Consider the following 14538-nt stretch of genomic DNA (forward strand, 5'->3'; position numbering starts at 1 on the left):
AAATAAAAATACAAATTCCATTTTTTTCTTGTTTTTACTTGTTGACTTATATTCCATATTCATTTTCTCTTTTCTCTAATTCCATTAGAGAATTATCATTCAAAAAACGAGAATTTATGATTTTTTTTTTATATTTACCAAATTCGGAGCAAGTCCTACACAATCAGCTCCCTATAAATCCTCCAGGGTGGGAACACAGCAAAGGTATTAGGTTTGTAGCGATGTGATGTAGTCAAGCTTGCTCCTTTTTTATCATAACAAAAGAATGGTTTTTTATGGAAGATTCGTTAAAATGTAATTTTTGTGGAAAAAATCAAAATAATATCACTTTTCTTATATCGGGAATTAACGGACAGATTTGTAATCTTTGTATAGAAAAAATTTATTCCATCATTCAAAAAAAATTTTTAGTAAAAAATACTCCTGAAAATCACAATGAATTTATAGATATAAAAAAACCCAAAGAAATAAAATATTTTCTAGATAAATATGTTGTAGGACAAAATGAAGCAAAAAAAATCATATCCGTAGCTGTTTATAATCATTATAAACGTATTCAAAAACAACATGAAAATAAAAATTCTATAAATATAGAAATAGAAAAATCTAATGTATTATTAATTGGAAAAACAGGAACAGGTAAGACTTTACTAGCAAAAAGTATATCAAGACTTTTAAAAGTACCTTTTGCTATAGCTGATGCTACTACTCTAACTGAAGCAGGATATGTAGGAGAAGACGTCGAATCCATTTTAACGAAACTATTACAATCTGTAAATTATGATATAAATTCTGCTGAAAGAGGAATCATTTTTTTGGATGAAATAGATAAAATTTCTAGAAAAAGTAATAATCCATCTATTACTAGAGATGTATCTGGTGAAGGGGTACAACAAGCATTACTCAAAATATTAGAAGGATCTGTAATCAATGTTCCTCCACAAGGAGGAAGGAAACATCCAGATCAAAAAATGATACAAATCAATACTGAAAACATATTATTTATAGCTGGAGGAACTTTTGATGGAATAGAAAAGATTATTTCTGATAGAATAGAAACAAAAGCTATAGGTTTTATTTCTAAAGAAACAAAAAATATAAAAGAAAAAAATTATCTAAAAAACATTCTTGCCGAAGATTTAAATAAATTTGGATTAATTCCAGAAATTATAGGAAGATTTCCTGTTATTACTTATTTAAATCCATTAAACAAAAATACGTTAAAAAAAATTTTAGTTGAACCAAAAAATGCTTTAATCAAACAATACAAAAAATTATTTGATATGGATCATATTTCATTAAATATTACAGATGAAGCATTGAATGTTATAGTAGATAAAACTTTTCAATTGGGATTAGGAGCAAGAGGTTTACGAACATTTTGTGAAAAAATATTTTTAGATTATATGTACGATATAGAAAACATTAATCGTACATTAAATATAGATCAAAATATTGTAAAACAAAAACTATTTTATTCTTAATTGATTAATTTCCATAATTGTTCTATCAATTCTGATAAACCTTCTTTTGTAAAAGAAGAAATGAAAACAATGTTTTCATTCAATTTAAAAAATATTTTTTTGATCTCTTTTTTTTCTTCATTATTGATTAAATCCGATTTAGATATTGCTAATAAACGTTTCTTTTTTAAAAGATTTGAATTAAACTTTGTTAATTCATTTAACAAGATTAAATATTCTTTTTTTTTATTTTTTGTATTTGAAGAAACTAAAAATAATAAAACGGAATTCCGTTCTACATGTCTTAAAAAATGATGTCCTAACCCTTTTCCTTCAGATGCTTTTTCTATGATTCCAGGAATATCAGCTACTAAAAAAGAATTAAAATCTACTTTTACCACTCCTATATGTGGAGTTTTTGTCGTAAAAGAATAATTCCCTATTTTAGGTTTTGCTTTCGTAATTGTAGAAAGTAAAGTGGATTTTCCAGTATTAGGAAAACCTATAAATCCTACATCTGCTAAAATTTTTAATTCTAAAAAAATCCAATTTCCTTTTGTTTTAATTCCAGATTGTGCATAATGAGGAGATTGAATTATAGAATTTTTAAAAAAAACATTTCCTTTCCCTCCTTTTCCTCCTTCAAATAAAATTTTTTTTTGAGAATTCTTAGTGATTTCCATTATGATATTTTTTTTTTCATCTTTTACTACAGTTCCTACAGGAACTTTTATTAATAAATCTTTTCCATTTTCCCCAGTTATGTTTTTTCTTCTTCCCGGAAAACCGGACTTAGCTATCCAATGTTTATGATATCTTAAATGTAAAAAAGTATGAATATGAGAATTTCCTTGAAGTATAATATCTCCTCCTTTTCCTCCTGTTCCTCCATCAGGTCCTCCTCTAACTATACGTCTATCCCTATAAAAATGAACACATCCAGTTCCTCCATCTCCACTTTTGCAATAAATTTTTATAAAATCGATAAAATCGTTTTTCATATTTTTATTAGTATAACAAATTCAGAATTTTTTTTTCTATAAAAATAGAAATTTTTTCTACAGACAAAGAAGCGTTTAATTTTATTATGCTATTTTTCCATTTATAATTCTCCCATATTAAAGAAGTTTTTTTATGATATTCTTTTATTCTTCTTTGAACTGTAATAATATCTGTATCATCATCACGATGACTTATTTTACCTCTTTTTAACAATCTATTTATTATCAAATTTTTTTGAATAAAAAAATAAAAAATTATATCAATTTTTCCTAAACAAAATTTTTTTAATACTTCCTCTAAAGAATAAATTTGATTTTTAGTTCTAGGATATCCATCATAAATAATTCCTTTAGCTTTAAAATGTTTTTGAATTTCCATATTTAACATGTTTGTGGTAATTCCATCAGGAACTAATATTCCTTTATTTATATAACCACTAGCTATTTTTCCTAGACTAGTTTTTTTTGTTATATGATCTCTGAATATTATTCCAGTAGATAGGTGTATGAACCCAAATTTATTTGATATGATTTTAGCTTGAGTTCCTTTTCCACAACCTGGTGGTCCAAACAATATAATATGTATCATACAACAACAAAAATTATGAATTTTATGCAAAGAAAAACACAGTAAATAATAAAAAAATGAGTTTTTTATTATTTTTAAGTACACAATAAAATAATCTATATGGAAATATATATAGAAGAAGTGTTATTTTCCTTATATTTTTTTCTTATTATAAATGAATAGCTTTACCATAAGCATTAGCTATAGATTCTATAATAGACTCACTTAATGAAGGATGAGGATGTATACTTTCCAAAATTTCATAACCAGTAGCTTCCAATTTTCTAGCAACCACCACTTCTGAAATTAAATCTGTGACATGATTTCCTATCATATGACATCCTAACCATTCATCATATTTATCATCAAAAATAACTTTTACAAAACCACCAGTATTCTCATCAGAAATATCCCGACCTAAAGCACTAAAAGGAAATTTTCCTATTTTTATTTGAAACCCTTTTTTCTTAGATTCTTTTTCTGTATAACCAACTGAAGCTATTTCAGGAAGTGAATAAACACATTTTGGAATATTATTATAATCTATTTTTTGAAAACTAAAAGCTTTTATATTTTCGATGCAATTGATTGCCTCATGCGAAGCAACATGAGCTAAAGAAGGAGTTGGAATTACGTCTCCAATTGCATAATATCCATCTATGTTTGTACAATAATTCTCATCTACAACTATAAAGCCTTTTTCTGTTTGAATCCCTATTTCTTTTAATCCAATACATTGAATATTTGGAACAATTCCTATAGCGTATAATATTGTATCTGCTTTTAATACAATATTTTTTAATGATGTTTTAACATCAACAATGACTTCATGACTTTCATGATTATAAGTGATTTTATTGATATTAGAAGATACATAGGTTTCAATTCCCATTTTATAAAAAGAAGATCTTAAATAATCAGATAAATCATCATCTCCATTAGGAAATAACTTAGAACATATTTCTATAATAATAACTTTTGTACCCATAGAATGATAAAAATAAGCAAATTCTAATCCTATAGAACCAGAACCAACAATGATTATCCTTTTTGGAAGTGAAGATAAAGATAGAGCTTCTCTATATGTTATAATTTTTTTTCCATCATATTTAAATTTTGTATCAATTTTAGGAATTGCCCCAGTAGCAATAATGATATGTGAAGCAGAATATTCTCCTATACTTTTCTCTTTTTGAACAATTTCTATTTTTTTTCTTTTTTTTAACTTGGCATTTCCATAAACAACATGAATTCCATTTTTTTTCATTAAAAACAAGATTCCTTTTTTAATTTGATCAACTATTTTTCTACTTTTAGAAAGAACTTTAGAATAATCTATTTCTATATTTTCATTATTGATACCAAATAATTCTCCATTTTTTTTTATGGATTGTAAAAATTTAGCACTATTCAAAAGTGATTTTGTAGGAATACATCCCCAATTTAAGCATACGCCTCCCATAGATTCTTTTTCCACTATAGCTGTTTTCATTCCAAGTTGTGCTGCACGTATGGAAGCTACATAACCTCCAGGTCCACTTCCTAAAATAATAACATCAAAATGCATAATCAAAATATAAATAAAAACATCATAAATTTACAGATTTTTCTATTCAATAAAAGTTTTTCAAAAAAACAAGTAAGAGTTCTTTGTTATTTGTGAAATAATTATAAATTTGTTGAACCAATATTATGTGAGAGAACTTATGAAGTTTTTTATAGATACAGCTAATTTAAAAGAAATTAATGAGGCGAGAAAATTAGGTTTTTTAGATGGAGTGACAACCAATCCATCTTTAATATCAAAAGAATCTGTTTTTAATCAGAAAGAAATTTATGAACATTATATATCTATATGTGAATGTTTAAAAAACAACGAAAATTTAAGTGCAGAAGTTATCAGTACGAGTTATACTAATATGATACAAGAAGGAGAAAAACTTGCTTCTCTACATCCTAGAATTGTAGTAAAAATTCCCATAACAAAAAATGGAATCAAAGCTATTAAATATTTTTATAATAAAAAAATTAAAACTAATTGTACCCTTGTTTTTTCTATAGGACAAGCTCTCATCGCCGCTAAAGCTGGAGCTAGTTATGTTTCTCCATTTTTAGGAAGATTGGATGATCTATCTTATAACGGATTAAATTTAATCCGAGAAATAAAAAGTATATATGAAAACTATCACTTCGAAACCAAAATATTAGCTGCTTCTATCCGTCATCCTTTACATATTACAGAATGTTCTAAAATTGGAATACATGCTGTAACTTCTCCTTTAAATGTTATTAATTTCCTATTAAATCATCCATTAACTGACATAGGTTTAAACAAATTTATACAAGATTTTCAAAATAAAATACAATAATTAGAAATTAGATTTTTATTTTTCCGTCTAATAAATATTGAATAGAAATAGAAGTAGGTTTTGGAATTTTTTCATATAATTTTGATAATTCAATTTGCTCTTTATTCTCAAAAATTTCTTCTAAATTGTTTTTATTTACAAGATTAAATTCTTCTAATTTAGAATATAAATCTTCTTTAATTTGATTATTTATCTTTTGACTTATTTTTTCTAATATACATATAGTTTCATATATATTTTTTTCAGATTTTTTTTCAAGATGAATACAATCTATAGTTTCCGTATTTGTTTTAACATTATTAATGTTTTTTAAAAAATTCATACATAAGTAAAATTATAATCGTTTTAATTTTTTCTATAAAGAAAAACCTTTATTTCCATATTTCAAAAATCTTTTTTTTCGGAATAAAATTCATAAACATTAGAAAAATAATTTGAATCAAAATTTTTTAGTTTTATGAAAACTTTTCATGTCTTTATCAAAAAAATACAAACTTCCTTTATCTGCTCCTATTAATTCTATTTTATCTAAAATCATTTTAATTAAAGCTTCTTCTTCAATTTGTTCTTCAACATACCATTGCAAAAAATTATATGTAAAATAATCTTTTTCTTGCAAAGAAATTTCTACTAAAAAATTGATTTCTCTAGAAATTTTTTGTTCATGTTCAAATAATTTCATAAATAATTCTTTTATAGATACGTATGTTATATTTATAATTGTTTCTCTTCCATATAGAATTACATTTCCTCCTCTTTTATTAAGATATCTGATTAACTTTAACATATGAATTCTCTCTTCATTTGAATGCTCGTATAAAAATTCACATATTCCTTCATAACCTTTTTTCTCTACCCAAGAAGCCATAATTAAATATAATTGAGAGGATTCTGATTCTCTATTTAGTTGTTTTGTTAATCCTTTTTCTATTTTTTCACTAAGCATACTTTTCAGTTATTGATTTATTTCGTTTAATGAATGTAACATTCTTTTTCTTAAAGATGGAGTTCCAACTAATAATGGTAATCTTACATATGGATGACATATTCCTATAACACTTAAAAAAGTTTTGATCCCTGTAGGATTTCCTTCTTCATAAATAAGATCTATTATTTTCATAATATTGTAAAAAATAGAAAATGCTTTTTTCACATCATTCCTTTTTGCCAAGGATATCATATGAGAAATTTTATCAGGGATACCTTGAGCAATTACAGAAATAACGCTTTCTCCTCCACTTAATATAATAGGTAAGGTCATATAATCATCTCCTGATATTACACTAAATTTTTTTGGTTTACACTCTAAAATTCTATAAGACTGTAAAATATTTCCAGAAGCTTCTTTTATTCCTATTATATTATCAAAATCAAAAGCTAAACGTAAAACAGTATCCGGTATAATATTAGATCCTGTCCTTTTAGGAACATTATAGAGAATGATATTTGTTTCTGTACAATTTACAATTGATTTGAAATGTTGATATATTCCTTCTTGAGAAGGATTATTATAATAAGGAGAAACTGAAAGAATAGCATAAAAATCCGATAAATTTTTTATGCTATCAATTTTGTTTACAATATCTTTCGTATTATTTCCTCCTAGTCCTAATATTAAAGGTAGTTTTTTATAATTAGCACTTTGAATACATTTTATGACATCCCATTTTTCTTCCTGTTTTAAGGTAGTTGTTTCTGCTGTAGTTCCCAATGCAACTAGATAATCAACATGATTATCCAAAACATATTGAACTAATTTTTCAAGTCCATTAAAGTCAATTGTCCCATTTTTTTTAAAAGGAGTAACTAACGCTACACCTGTTCCATTTAATTTTTTCATAATTTATTACATTTTATATTATATTCATGCAATTATAATTTTATTAGTAAAAAAAAATAAAAACAGATGTAAGCGTACAACATAAATATGAAATTAAAGACTAATAGTCTTTTTTTGCTCTTGGCCTAGCTGCAGATACAATAATATTCCTACCCATAAATTCTGTCCCATTCAATTTTTCTATAGCTTGTTTGGCATTTTCTTCATTAGACATTTCTATAAATCCAAATCCTTTACTTCTTTTATTTGACGTAGACTCATCAAAAATTATCTTAGCATGAGTAACTTCTCCTACAGATTCAAAATATTTTTTCAATTCTTGTTCTGTCATGTCATAAGATAAATTACCTACGTATAGTTTCGTATTGTCCATATTAAAAATAAATTGTTTTAAAAGCAAATTTAGAGAAATATTTTTTCTCAAAAAGAAAAATATATTACCTGAATTAAATGCAATTTAAATAATGATTGATTTTATTTACAAAATAAGTTATATAAAGATTTTATTAAAAAATTATAAATAAAACTTTATAATGAATAAAATGAATAATTTTTCTATTATATCATCATTATTGGACAATGATTTTTATAAATTTACAATGCAAAATGCTGTAATTAAACTGTTTCCATTAGTAAAGGCAAAATATGAATTTATCAATAGAGGACAACACTCTTTTCCTAAAAATTTTTCCAAAATCCTAAGAGAAAATCTAAATAGAATGGCTTATTTAAAACTTTCAAATGAAGAAAGAGTTTATTTAGAAAAATATTGTCCTTATTTAGATTCTTCTTATTTAGATTTTTTAAACAAATATCAATATAATCCAAAAGAAGTAAATATTTTTCAAAAAGGAGAAAACATAAAAATGCATATAAAAGGATTATGGAGTAGAACTATATTATGGGAAGTTCCTATAATGTCCATTATATCTGAGTTATATTATAAATTAACAAAATCTCAAAATATATCAGAAAAAAAAATTACGGAACTAACAAAAGAAAAATTAAAAAAATATAAAAAATTACAAGTAAAAATTGGAGAATTTGGAACAAGAAGAAGATATTCTTATAAAGTACATAAATTAGTTCTAGAAACATTAAAAAAAGAAGGAGCCCCATTTTTCATAGGAAGTAGTAATGTTCATCTTTCTCATGTTTTTTCCATTAAACCAATAGGAACTCAAGGACATGAATGGATTATGTTTCATGCTGCAAAATATGGATTTAATATAGCAGATCGTATAGCTATGGAAAATTGGTTAAATATTTACAAAGGTAAATTAGGATTTGTTTTATCTGATACATATACTTCTCCAATTTTTTTCAAAAATTTTAATAAAAAATTATCCAATATTTTTCAAGGAATAAGACATGATAGTGGAAATCCCATCTCCTTTGCAAAAACCACTATAAAACATTACAAAAAATTAAAAATAAATCCTATAAAAAAAAAAATTATGTTTTCAGATAATCTTAATCCATGTAAAGTCGCTTATATTTCTTCTTTTTGTAAGAATCAAATAAATACTTGTTTTGGAATAGGAACCAATTTTACCAATGATGTAGGAGTTCCTTCTATGAACATAGTCATAAAAATGACAGAAGCAATTCCAGAAAAAAAATGGATTTCCGTGGTAAAACTTTCTAATGTTCAGGAAAAATCTACAGGAAATAAAAATATGATTTTTTTAGCAAAAAAAATTCTTCATATTATATAAGAAAAATAGTTTTTATTATGTATGTCATAATGACATTATGTATTTTTATTCGTTATGATTAAAAAAATGTAAATGAAATATAAAAATTTTTATATAGAAAATTATGGTTGTCAAATGAACATATCAGATAGTGATATTATCACTTCTATTTTGTTGAATCATGGTTTTGTTCTATCTGAAAACTTAGATCAAGCAAATATAATATTATTAAACGCTTGTTCTATTCGAGAAAAAGCAGAATTAACCCTAAAAAAAAGATTAGAACAATTAAATTTTTGTAAAAAAAAGAAAAAAATATGGATTGGAATTATAGGATGTTTTTCAAAAGAAATTCAAAATTTTTTTTGTACCAAAAAAATGGTAGATTTTTTTATTCCTCCAGATTCTTATAGAGAAATCCCTAATTTTATTTATTATTCTATAATGGGAATGCAGTATCTTTCTTATCTTAAGAAAAGAAATGAAACTTATGCGGATATAAGTTTTGTAAAGACAAAACAAAATAACAAAAAAATAACATCCTTTTTAAGTATAACAAGAGGTTGTAATAATATGTGTACATTTTGTATCGTTCCTTTTACCAGAGGAAGAGAAAGAAGCAGTGATCCCAATTCCATTATTAAGGAATGTAAACGTTTATATCAAAATGGATATAAAGAAGTAACTCTTTTAGGACAAAATGTAGATTCTTACCTATGGATAGAAGAAAAAAACATGAATCAAAATCAAAAAAAGGTTGTAGATTTTTCAAAACTTTTGGATCTTTTAGCCAAAGAAATCCCGATGATGAGAATTAGATTTTCTACATCTAATCCTCATGATATGTCTAATAAAGTACTAGAAGTTATTTCTAAACATAAGAATATATGTAAACATATTCATCTACCTGTACAATCTGGTAGTAACAAAATATTAAAATTAATGAATAGAAAATATACACGAGAAGAATATCTCTTTTTGGTACAACAAATAAAAAACATTATACCTGAATGTTCTATTTCTCATGATATTATTGCTGGATTTTGTGATGAAAATGAACAAGATCATCAGGATACCATAAATTTAATGAATGAAATAAAATATAATTATGGTTATATGTTTTCCTATTCTCCTAGACCTGGAACTTATGCTTACAGAAAATTAAAGGACAATGTTCCTCAACATATAAAAAAAAAACGACTACAAGAGATCATTGATTTACAAAGAAAACATTCATTTTATAGAATGCAAGAACATTTAGGTAGAGTAGAAGAAATTCTAATAGAAGGAGAATCAAAAAAAAATAATCAATATTGGTATGGAAGAAATACACAAAATTTGATCGTAGTTTTACCTAAAAATCTTCTCAAGATAGGAGATTACGCTCATGTAAAAATAACAAACACAACATCTGCAACTTTAATAGGAGAACTTTACATATGATATAAAAAAAAATAAAAACATGGAATCCATTTCTATCCAAAATATAAAACAAAAATTTGGAATCATTGGATATGATTATGCTTTGCATAGAGCCTTAGAAAAGGCAATACAAGTAGCAACTACTGATATTTCAGTATTAGTTCTTGGAGAAAGTGGAGTGGGAAAAGAATTTATACCCAAAATAATTCATCAATATTCTTCTAGAAAACATCATACTTATATTGCCGTAAATTGTGGAGCTATTCCAGAAGGAACTATTGATAGTGAACTTTTCGGACATGAAAAGGGTTCTTTTACAGGAGCTACAAGTATGCGAAAAGGTTATTTTGAAGGATCGAATGGGGGTACTATTTTTTTAGATGAAGTAGGAGAACTCCCATTAACCACGCAAGTTCGTCTTCTTAGGATATTGGAATATGGAGAATTTATTAAAGTAGGATCTTCTAAAATTCAAAAAACTAATATCCGTATTGTTGCTGCTACTAATTTGAATATAGTAGAGTCTATTCAAAAAGGAAAATTTAGAGAAGATTTGTATTATCGTTTAAATACAGTACAAATTAATGTACCTCCTTTACGTTTTCGTAAAAACGATATTAAATTTTTATTCAAAAAATTTTCCAATGATTTTTCAGAAAAATATCATATGCCTTCTATAACATTGACTGAAGATTCTTTAAAATATTTGGAAAATTATCCTTGGCCTGGTAATATCAGACAATTAAAAAATTTAATAGAACAAATCTCTGTAGTGGAACCTACACGTGAAATTTCTATAGAAAAATTAAAAGAATATATTCCAGAAAATATTCCATCGATATCCTTTTCTAATCATAATAATAATGTAATAGAAACAAGATCTTTTCATGAGAGAGAAAAAGATTTTTTATACAAAATTTTATTTGATATGAAAAAAAATTTGAATGATTTAAAAAATATTACTTTTCAATTGATTAAAAATAATTCTAATACTAGATTTATTGAAAAAAATCAACATCTTATAGAAAAAGTTTTTGGAAAAATGATTCATAACAGGGATGATTCTATTTTTCAATTAGAAGATTCATCTAAATCCTCTTCGGATTTAGATTATGAAGAAGTAGAAGAAGATTTATCCAAAAATGAATTTTCTTCTTTTTCTTTACAAAAAAAAGAAATAGAATTTATTCAACAAGCTTTAAAAAAAAATAATGGAAAAAGAAGAAAAGCTGCAAAAGAATTAGGAATTTCAGAAAGAACATTATACAGAAAAATTAAACAGTATGGCTTATAAAAAAATTTTTTTTGTTTTTATTTTTACATTTTTTATGATAATTAGTTGTTATCATTCATCTTTTGATGAAAAGAAGACAATAGAAATAGGAGAAATTTCAGAACAAGTTAATATACCTAGAAGATCCATTTCCTTTGATTTTAAAAAAAGTATTGAAGATTATATAATGAAACATAATCCTTCTAATTTAGTCTTAAAAAATGGAGATGTTGTTTTACAATGTGTATTTTTACATTATGCAATTATTCCATTAGAAAATGATCCTTTGAAAAAAATCAAAGTAACAGCAAAAATATCTTACATAGATAAATCTGAACCAGAAAAAAGTTGGGAAAAATCTTTTGTCGTATCTGAAGTCTTTCCTAAAAATAAAAAAGATCTTTTTTCAAAAGAAATTATTGATAAAATTATAGAAAAATTAACAATTCAAGTATATCATAAAATATTTTATGATTTCGATAATAACTGGTAAATAAATAATAGATAAATGGAAAACATGTCATTTATAATCATATTTGGTTTTTTTATTATTTTAACATGTATTTTACTTATGCTGGTTATATTAATACAAAATCCTAAAAAAGAAAGTATTCATCAATCTTTTATGGAAAAAAATTTTAGATTTTTTGGAATTAAAAGAACAAATACATTTTTAGAAAATATTACTTGGATTTTATCCATTATTATATTTTTTTTGATTTTATTCTTCAATTTTTTACTAAAATCAAGACATTGAATAATTTGAATAAATTAAATATGTCATAATGACATTAAACACTGATTTAATGAAAAAACTTTCAAGTTTTTTCATTTGGCATGTTTTTGGCTTTTTGAACGATTAGAACCGTTAACTTTAAAAATTATTATATGGTGGAAATAAAGATCAAACCTCTAGCAGATCGCGTTCTTGTACAACCTGATCCTGCTGAAAACAAAACAGTTTCAGGTATTATTATTCCTGATACAGCAAAAGAAAAACCACAAAAAGGAACAATAATTGCCGTAGGAAAAGGAAAAAAAGATGAACCTATGAATCTAAAAAAAGGAGACAGAGTTTTGTATGGTAAATATTCTGGTACAGAATTGAAATGGGAAGGAGAAGAATATCTTATTATGCGAGAATCCGATGTAATCGCTATCATATGATTCATAACTAATTAGTTAGAAAGAATAAAATCAGGAAAATAAATTTATTAAAAATTTAAAAAATTATGGCAAAAGATATTAAATTTGATATTGAAGCAAGAGATAAATTAAAAAAAGGAGTAGATGCATTAGCAAATGCCGTAAAGGTAACTTTAGGACCAAAAGGAAGAAATGTTGTATTACAAAAATCCTTTGGAGGGCCTCAAGTAACTAAAGATGGAGTTACTGTTGCTAAAGAAATTGAATTAGAAGATTCTATAGAAAATCTGGGTGCTCAAATGGTGAAAGAAGTTGCATCTAAAACTAATGATGTAGCTGGGGATGGAACAACAACTGCTACTGTATTAGCTCAAGCTATTGTTAGAGAAGGATTAAAAAATGTAGCAGCTGGAGCTAATCCTATGGATTTAAAAAGAGGAATAGACAAAGCTTTAGAAGTCGTCGTTTTAGACTTAAAAAGACAATCTAGAGAAGTTGGAGGAAATACAGAAAAAATAAAACAAGTAGCTTCTATTTCTGCAAATAATGATGAAAAAACTGGAGCTTTAATAGCTGATGCTTTTGAAAAAGTAGGAAAAGAAGGAGTCATTACCGTTGAAGAAGCAAAAGGAACAGATACATCTGTAGATGTTGTTGAAGGAATGCAATTTGATAGAGGGTATCAATCTCCTTACTTTGTGACAAATACTGAAAAAATGATAACAGAATTTGACCAACCTCAAATTTTATTATCTGATAAAAAAATAGCAGCAATGAAAGATTTGTTGCCTATATTGGAACCTGTAGCTCAATCTGGAAAACCTCTATTAATTATATCTGAAGAAGTAGAAGGAGAAGCCTTAGCCACATTAGTGGTTAATAAAATACGAGGCACTTTAAAAGTCGCAGCTATTAAAGCTCCTGGTTTTGGAGATAGAAGAAAAGCTATGTTGGAAGATATAGCTATTCTTACAGGGGGTACTGTAATTTCTGAGGAAACAGGAAGTAAATTAGAAGATGTGAAATTACATATGTTAGGAAAAGCAGAAAGAGTTATTATAGATAAAGATAATACTACCATAGTAAATGGAGGAGGAAGTAAAAAAGATATAAGAGCACGTGTAGATCAAATTAAAGCTCAAATAGAATCTACAACATCAGATTATGATAAGGAAAAATTACAAGAACGTCTTGCAAAATTGGCTGGAGGAGTTGCTGTTCTTTATGTTGGAGCCGCTTCTGAAGTTGAAATGAAAGAAAAAAAAGATCGTGTAGATGATGCTCTAAATGCGACTAGAGCTGCGGTAGAAGAAGGAATAGTAGCAGGAGGAGGAGTGGCTTTAGTTCGTGCTATTAAGTCCTTAGAAAAAAAAACAGGAGACAATGTAGATCAAGATACGGGAATACAAATTGTAAGAAGATCTCTTGAAGAACCTTTACGTCAAATTGTAGCTAATGCAGGAGGAGAAGGATCTGTTGTTGTAGCCAAAGTAGCAGAAGGAAAAGGAGATTTTGGATATGATGCTAAAATTGGAGAATACAAAAATATGATAGTAGAAGGAATTATAGATCCAACTAAAGTAGCTAGAGTTGCATTAGAAAATGCTGCTTCTGTATCAGGTATGTTATTAACTACTGAATGTGTCGTTACAGAAATAAAGAAAGACGATCCGAATGTTGCACCTCCAATGCCTGGAGCTGGAGGAGGAGGAATGGGTGGAATGATGTAAATCAAAATGAATGTATGTGACTCAAAAAA

General features: G+C 25.9%; 16 protein-coding genes and 1 other RNA gene. 10 read left to right on the forward strand and 7 right to left on the reverse strand.

The genetic code is table 11. The features are described from left to right. Positions 1–146: 146 nt before the first annotated feature. Together ffs and clpX are read left to right on the forward strand one after the other, a co-directional pair. Positions 147–247, forward strand: an RNA gene (gene ffs / locus H0H57_RS02085) — signal recognition particle sRNA small type. 28 nt (positions 248–275) lie between these two features. After that, positions 276–1484, forward strand: a complete 1209-nt coding sequence (clpX, locus tag H0H57_RS02090) for an ATP-dependent Clp protease ATP-binding subunit ClpX (protein WP_185863652.1) — start codon at positions 276–278, stop codon at positions 1482–1484. Here clpX and obgE read toward each other — a convergent pair. From obgE to lpdA, 3 genes are all read right to left on the reverse strand, one after another. Then, on the reverse strand, positions 1481–2464 hold the full coding sequence (obgE, locus tag H0H57_RS02095; RefSeq protein WP_185863653.1) for a GTPase ObgE: 984 nt from the start codon (positions 2462–2464) through the stop codon (positions 1481–1483). The two genes, clpX and obgE, sit on opposite strands and share 4 nt — an antisense overlap. Positions 2465–2471: 7 nt before the next feature. Then, positions 2472–3053 (reverse strand): adenylate kinase family protein, encoded by a 582-nt coding sequence (locus H0H57_RS02100; RefSeq protein ID WP_185863654.1) that lies wholly within the window; start codon positions 3051–3053, stop codon positions 2472–2474. A gap of 148 nt (positions 3054–3201) precedes the next feature. Next, complete coding sequence (gene lpdA, locus H0H57_RS02105) at positions 3202–4599, reverse strand: dihydrolipoyl dehydrogenase (protein WP_185863655.1); 1398 nt, start codon at positions 4597–4599, stop codon at positions 3202–3204. A gap of 139 nt (positions 4600–4738) precedes the next feature. Between lpdA and fsa the strand changes: the two genes are divergently transcribed. Then, complete coding sequence (gene fsa / locus H0H57_RS02110) at positions 4739–5401, forward strand: fructose-6-phosphate aldolase (protein ID WP_185863656.1); 663 nt, start codon at positions 4739–4741, stop codon at positions 5399–5401. Between the two features lie 7 nt (positions 5402–5408). Here fsa and H0H57_RS02115 read toward each other — a convergent pair whose 3' ends face one another. From H0H57_RS02115 to H0H57_RS02130, 4 genes are all read right to left on the reverse strand, one after another. Next, complete coding sequence (locus tag H0H57_RS02115; RefSeq protein WP_185863657.1) at positions 5409–5723, reverse strand: hypothetical protein; 315 nt, start codon at positions 5721–5723, stop codon at positions 5409–5411. A gap of 117 nt (positions 5724–5840) precedes the next feature. Beyond that, positions 5841–6347: a ferritin gene (locus H0H57_RS02120; RefSeq protein WP_185863658.1), complete on the reverse strand. Its 507-nt coding sequence runs from the start codon at positions 6345–6347 to the stop codon at positions 5841–5843. Positions 6348–6356: 9 nt separating this feature from the next. Beyond that, positions 6357–7241 (reverse strand): 4-hydroxy-tetrahydrodipicolinate synthase, encoded by an 885-nt coding sequence (gene dapA, locus H0H57_RS02125; RefSeq protein WP_185863659.1) that lies wholly within the window; start codon positions 7239–7241, stop codon positions 6357–6359. Positions 7242–7341: 100 nt separating this feature from the next. Then, positions 7342–7614: an RNA recognition motif domain-containing protein gene (locus H0H57_RS02130; RefSeq protein WP_096378320.1), complete on the reverse strand. Its 273-nt coding sequence runs from the start codon at positions 7612–7614 to the stop codon at positions 7342–7344. Positions 7615–7783: 169 nt separating this feature from the next. On the opposite strand from H0H57_RS02130, the gene pncB reads away from it, so the two are divergent. The 7 genes from pncB to groL all read left to right on the forward strand — a co-directional run bounded on the left by pncB (position 7784) and on the right by groL (position 14509). Next, positions 7784–8959, forward strand: coding sequence for a nicotinate phosphoribosyltransferase (gene pncB / locus H0H57_RS02135; RefSeq protein WP_185863660.1), 1176 nt, complete (start codon positions 7784–7786; stop codon positions 8957–8959). Positions 8960–9031: 72 nt separating this feature from the next. After that, positions 9032–10381 (forward strand): tRNA (N6-isopentenyl adenosine(37)-C2)-methylthiotransferase MiaB, encoded by a 1350-nt coding sequence (miaB, locus tag H0H57_RS02140; RefSeq protein WP_185863661.1) that lies wholly within the window; start codon positions 9032–9034, stop codon positions 10379–10381. Positions 10382–10400: 19 nt separating this feature from the next. Next, complete coding sequence (locus H0H57_RS02145) at positions 10401–11654, forward strand: sigma 54-interacting transcriptional regulator (RefSeq protein ID WP_185863662.1); 1254 nt, start codon at positions 10401–10403, stop codon at positions 11652–11654. Further along, a complete protein-coding gene (locus H0H57_RS02150; RefSeq protein WP_185863663.1) occupies positions 11644–12126 on the forward strand; it encodes a hypothetical protein in 483 nt (160 codons plus the stop codon). Before H0H57_RS02145 ends, H0H57_RS02150 begins: the two co-directional genes overlap by 11 nt. A gap of 15 nt (positions 12127–12141) precedes the next feature. Continuing rightward, positions 12142–12390: a preprotein translocase subunit SecG gene (gene secG, locus H0H57_RS02155; protein WP_394798849.1), complete on the forward strand. Its 249-nt coding sequence runs from the start codon at positions 12142–12144 to the stop codon at positions 12388–12390. A gap of 131 nt (positions 12391–12521) precedes the next feature. Next, positions 12522–12800, forward strand: coding sequence for a co-chaperone GroES (locus H0H57_RS02160; protein ID WP_185863665.1), 279 nt, complete (start codon positions 12522–12524; stop codon positions 12798–12800). A 65-nt stretch (positions 12801–12865) separates the two neighbouring features. Beyond that, positions 12866–14509 carry a chaperonin GroEL gene (gene groL, locus H0H57_RS02165; RefSeq protein ID WP_185863666.1) on the forward strand — a complete coding sequence of 548 codons (1644 nt, stop codon included), beginning with the start codon at positions 12866–12868 and terminating at the stop codon, positions 14507–14509. The last annotated feature ends 29 nt before the right edge of the window (positions 14510–14538 follow it).

Source organism: Blattabacterium cuenoti (assembly GCF_014251755.1).
GTDB classification, from domain to species: Bacteria; Bacteroidota; Bacteroidia; order Flavobacteriales; family Blattabacteriaceae; genus Blattabacterium; species Blattabacterium cuenoti_AN.

Bases quoted from the DNA above. Each gene is read 5' to 3' on its own strand.
- clpX (WP_185863652.1), top strand. From the start codon at position 276: ATGGAAGATTCGTTAAAATGTAATTTTTGTGGAAAAAATCAAAATAAT.
- obgE (WP_185863653.1), bottom strand. From the start codon at position 2,464: ATGAAAAACGATTTTATCGATTTTATAAAAATTTATTGCAAAAGTGGA.
- H0H57_RS02100 (WP_185863654.1), bottom strand. From the start codon at position 3,053: ATGATACATATTATATTGTTTGGACCACCAGGTTGTGGAAAAGGAACT.
- lpdA (WP_185863655.1), bottom strand. From the start codon at position 4,599: ATGCATTTTGATGTTATTATTTTAGGAAGTGGACCTGGAGGTTATGTA.
- fsa (WP_185863656.1), top strand. From the start codon at position 4,739: ATGAAGTTTTTTATAGATACAGCTAATTTAAAAGAAATTAATGAGGCG.
- H0H57_RS02115 (WP_185863657.1), bottom strand. From the start codon at position 5,723: ATGAATTTTTTAAAAAACATTAATAATGTTAAAACAAATACGGAAACT.
- H0H57_RS02120 (WP_185863658.1), bottom strand. From the start codon at position 6,347: ATGCTTAGTGAAAAAATAGAAAAAGGATTAACAAAACAACTAAATAGA.
- dapA (WP_185863659.1), bottom strand. From the start codon at position 7,241: ATGAAAAAATTAAATGGAACAGGTGTAGCGTTAGTTACTCCTTTTAAA.
- H0H57_RS02130 (WP_096378320.1), bottom strand. From the start codon at position 7,614: ATGGACAATACGAAACTATACGTAGGTAATTTATCTTATGACATGACA.
- pncB (WP_185863660.1), top strand. From the start codon at position 7,784: ATGAATAATTTTTCTATTATATCATCATTATTGGACAATGATTTTTAT.
- miaB (WP_185863661.1), top strand. From the start codon at position 9,032: ATGAAATATAAAAATTTTTATATAGAAAATTATGGTTGTCAAATGAAC.
- H0H57_RS02145 (WP_185863662.1), top strand. From the start codon at position 10,401: ATGGAATCCATTTCTATCCAAAATATAAAACAAAAATTTGGAATCATT.
- H0H57_RS02150 (WP_185863663.1), top strand. From the start codon at position 11,644: ATGGCTTATAAAAAAATTTTTTTTGTTTTTATTTTTACATTTTTTATG.
- secG (WP_394798849.1), top strand. From the start codon at position 12,142: ATGGAAAACATGTCATTTATAATCATATTTGGTTTTTTTATTATTTTA.
- H0H57_RS02160 (WP_185863665.1), top strand. From the start codon at position 12,522: ATGGTGGAAATAAAGATCAAACCTCTAGCAGATCGCGTTCTTGTACAA.
- groL (WP_185863666.1), top strand. From the start codon at position 12,866: ATGGCAAAAGATATTAAATTTGATATTGAAGCAAGAGATAAATTAAAA.